Below are 3,250 nucleotides of genomic sequence, written 5' to 3'. Positions count from 1 at the left end.
GTTTTGTTGCTCTGCATAACATTTCCATTTACGCTTTGAGCAACGAGTTGTTTTGGATGCACTTTATTTATGACCAACATTTTTATCATTGTTGTTCTTCTGGTTTTATTCTTCTTTGTTATTCAAAAGTACGTGATTAAGCACGATGACACGCGTGATTATCCTTATCGCTCGAAAGGCCCTCTGCTCAGAGGTCAAGAGGGTGCGTTCTATAATGCGTTAAGAGCGGCGGTCGGGGAGCATGCCGTAGTATTCGCGAAAGTAAACATGTCCAGTTTGGTTACGCCAAAAGAAATCAAAAATAAGAAGCAGTTTTTTGTCGCGAACAATCGTATATCTCGAAGCTATTTTGATTACGTTATTTGTGACCCAAGGACACTAGAGCCGCGCGTTATCGTTGAATTGGATAATGGGCAGGAGCTAAACAAGGGTAAGATAGAAAGACAAAAGTTATTGATTCATGTTTGTAAGACGGCCAACCTGCCTTTAATCGGCGCTTCGATAAAGCACAGTTATCAAGTTGGGCGATTACGTCGTTTGCTTGCGGCACACATTGATTTGATTGAGCCCGATAAAGAAGTGCGCTTTTGCAAAAAATGCGGCAGTCCGATGATCATTAAAACCGCAAGCCAAGGTGAGTTCAAAGGGAGACGTTTCTTTACTTGTAGCCGTCAGCCGAATTGTACATACACCGAAAATTATAACGTTGTGTTTGAGGCGGACGACTAAACACGACAATTAACCTGCAGAAATAAGGGGCTTTGATTAGAGATGATCAAAGCCTTTTTTGTATCTGTCCTCAAGGCAAGACCTATACTTTGAAAAAGAGTGCAGAATAGGGCAGCCATATGCGATACGGATGGATTTTGTCAGCATTGTTCATCGCATCTAATGTTAGTGCGATACCTAATTTGAAACCACTGGAGTGTGAATTGACAGAGACACCCCAAGATCATTTCTTGTTTTACCGAGAGCAAATGATTTACCACAGTGAGCAGTTTGTCATATTTCAAAACTTCAAAGGCAGGGTGAGCACTCAAGTGGACGTCAAAACAGGAGAGTTGATTCGTACAACCTATATCGGCGAACCATTTAAACCTAAATATCAGATTTTGTTCGGCACTTGCCCTAAGGTATCGCAAACCTTACAGATTTGGATGCTCAGTGAAGTGCCTTACGACAATTAAGTGAGATAATAAAAGTTATATAGATCACACTTTTAAACCCTGCAGGCTCAGTCCTTGTCGATAAAATCATCTGAAAACGCGTGTTGAGTTTACATTTTCGCCAAACGGTTCAAAGTTGGTAAATTTGTGCTTGCACCGTCGTTCGCTTATAGCTAATATCCTCGTCGTTCCAGAGAAATGCGTCCGTAGCTCAGCTGGTTAGAGTATCGCCTTGACATGGCGGGGGTCGGTGGTTCGAGTCCACTCGGACGCACCATTCTGAATTGAATGGTTAGGAACATAAAAATTTGGGTCCGTAGCTCAGTTGGTTAGAGTACTACCTTGACATGGTAGGGGTCGGCGATTCGAGTTCGCCCGGACCCACCAAATTTTAGAAAAGCCCACCTTTTGGTGGGCTTTTTTGTGTCTGTAATTCATTAATACTCAAATAAAACTACTTCTTTTCTTGTCCTTGTTTTTGCTCTGCGTTAGCCCCTTGTTAAAGATAAAAGCGCACTACCTGATCCGCAACACAACCTCAAAACCCTAAATGCCAATGCATAAGGTGCATACGCTTCAAACCCACTAGAGCCGTCTATAAATTGTGTTGCGTGCCACTTGCTGTGGCACTAGAGACACTGACTACTAATCTAAATTATCTGGCGTGTGAAGATTAGTGCCGCATATTGTACATTTGTAGTCACCAGTCGCTTCGCCTTCCATTAATGAGCCAATTATTGCTGCAAATAGACCAGAGAAGAAACCTTTAGCTTTTTTCTCGGTCTTTTCCTGTGCTTTAGAGAAGCTTTCGTACCGATGTAGCGTTACTTCTTTACAATTACAGCAAAACGCTCTTGTCTCTTCAGAACCGTACATTTTTACCAATTGATTTACTCCCTGTAAGTTAATTTCCCCAAGTGGCGTTATGTTCAAGGGTAAGTCACACAAGACTGGTGTGTGACTTACCCTAAACACTAAAACTAACGTAATGTAAAACACCACATGTTATGAATGATTATTTAACGCCTTGTTATCCGAGCTTGCTAACTCTGCTGATTGAATAGTTGTGGCAATAAGCTCTTCAAACAGCTCTAATTGCCCAGCAGGTATCAATTGATTTTGTATAGCTTTTCGTTTGTTTGAGTCAAATAGCCGCTCTGTTAACCAACCAATTAGATACATCAGTGAAAGGCAGCCACCGGCCGTCGCTACATTACCGTCTATAACGAGAGGCAGATCCTGAACATCTCCTCCCATACTTTGTAGAACAGCCTTTGCATCTGGGTTTGTTGTTAATCGCTTGCCTTCTAGTAAACCGAGTTCATGGAGGATGAATGATCCCGCACAAATCGAACCTATTAGCTGCCTATTTGGATCAAGATTCAACGCTGACATAAATTCAGCATCTTTTAAAGCGGCTGGAATACCCCGTTTGCCGCTTGTAATAAGAACGACATCTTGATTCGTCACCTCAGAAAGGTGTCCGTCTGTTTTAACTTTCATACCGAGGTGGGAATGGTGTTCAGATTTAGTTCCAAGTATACTTACTGTCCAACTGTCGGTTGTGCGCCCTAGCAAGTCATACATAAGAAAGAAATCGACATCCGTGAAATCATCAAATAAAACAACGCCGATTTTATACATAACATTTATCCTTTTGGACTTACTCGTAAGTCGCAAAATGTGTAGTAGGAGGGGAGGGGCATTCAATACGCAAGCTTCTGCTGAGCACCTTAAACACCAAAGGCGGTGCAAACTAACAATGCCATGTGTACCAAATCCCTATTATAAAACTTTGTTATGTTTGTTTTATGAGCCCGCCCAGAAAAACTCAACCCTAATACCACTTGGGTCGTAACACATTAAATGTTTTGCGGGTCCTGTTTTAACAAGCTCGGGACCAAACTCAATTTCGATTCCCGACGCCATAAATTGATCACTCAACTCATAGAGTTGCTTCTCAGTCTCTACGAGTAAAGCTAAGTGATTCAAACCAATATTCGTTTTTCTGTCAAATCGAGGGGCGGCATCAGCTTAGCTGCCGATAGGTTGAGCATGGTGTACCCACCACTTACAAATATTTT

General features: G+C 42.0%; 5 protein-coding genes and 2 tRNA genes. 4 read left to right on the top strand and 3 right to left on the bottom strand.

Features of this window, described 5'->3' with window-relative positions; genetic code table 11:
• The first annotated feature begins 69 nt into the window (after nucleotides 1–69).
• The 4 genes from CAG68_RS19960 (at nucleotide 70) to CAG68_RS19945 (ending at nucleotide 1,553) form a co-directional block, all read left to right on the top strand.
• Nucleotides 70–729 carry a DUF2726 domain-containing protein gene (locus tag CAG68_RS19960; RefSeq protein WP_005377831.1) on the top strand — a complete coding sequence of 220 codons (660 nt, stop codon included), beginning with the start codon at nucleotides 70–72 and terminating at the stop codon, nucleotides 727–729.
• 119 nt (nucleotides 730–848) lie between these two features.
• A complete protein-coding gene (locus CAG68_RS19955; protein ID WP_053350401.1) occupies nucleotides 849–1,187 on the top strand; it encodes a hypothetical protein in 339 nt (112 codons plus the stop codon).
• Nucleotides 1,188–1,366: 179 nt separating this feature from the next.
• A tRNA-Val gene (locus CAG68_RS19950) sits at nucleotides 1,367–1,443 on the top strand.
• Between the two features lie 33 nt (nucleotides 1,444–1,476).
• Nucleotides 1,477–1,553, top strand: a tRNA-Val gene (locus CAG68_RS19945).
• A 258-nt stretch (nucleotides 1,554–1,811) separates the two neighbouring features.
• Here CAG68_RS19945 and CAG68_RS19940 read toward each other — a convergent pair.
• The 3 genes from CAG68_RS19940 to CAG68_RS22440 all read right to left on the bottom strand — a co-directional run bounded on the left by CAG68_RS19940 (nucleotide 1,812) and on the right by CAG68_RS22440 (nucleotide 3,110).
• Entirely contained in the window at nucleotides 1,812–2,042 is a 231-nt protein-coding gene (locus CAG68_RS19940; RefSeq protein ID WP_005377829.1) for a hypothetical protein, read from the bottom strand.
• 129 nt (nucleotides 2,043–2,171) lie between these two features.
• The gene (locus CAG68_RS19935; RefSeq protein WP_005377828.1) at nucleotides 2,172–2,810 is read right to left on the bottom strand and encodes a DJ-1/PfpI family protein; all 639 of its coding nucleotides are present in this window, start codon (nucleotides 2,808–2,810) and stop codon (nucleotides 2,172–2,174) included.
• Between the two features lie 165 nt (nucleotides 2,811–2,975).
• Nucleotides 2,976–3,110 carry a VOC family protein gene (locus tag CAG68_RS22440; RefSeq protein ID WP_237667905.1) on the bottom strand — a complete coding sequence of 45 codons (135 nt, stop codon included), beginning with the start codon at nucleotides 3,108–3,110 and terminating at the stop codon, nucleotides 2,976–2,978.
• Nucleotides 3,111–3,250 lie beyond the last annotated feature (140 nt).

Origin of the sequence: Vibrio sp. V42_P2S4T144, from assembly GCF_009904715.1 — a bacterium.
GTDB classification, from domain to species: Bacteria; Pseudomonadota; Gammaproteobacteria; order Enterobacterales; family Vibrionaceae; genus Vibrio; species Vibrio alginolyticus.
This window is presented reverse-complemented; position numbering and strand designations above follow the sequence as displayed.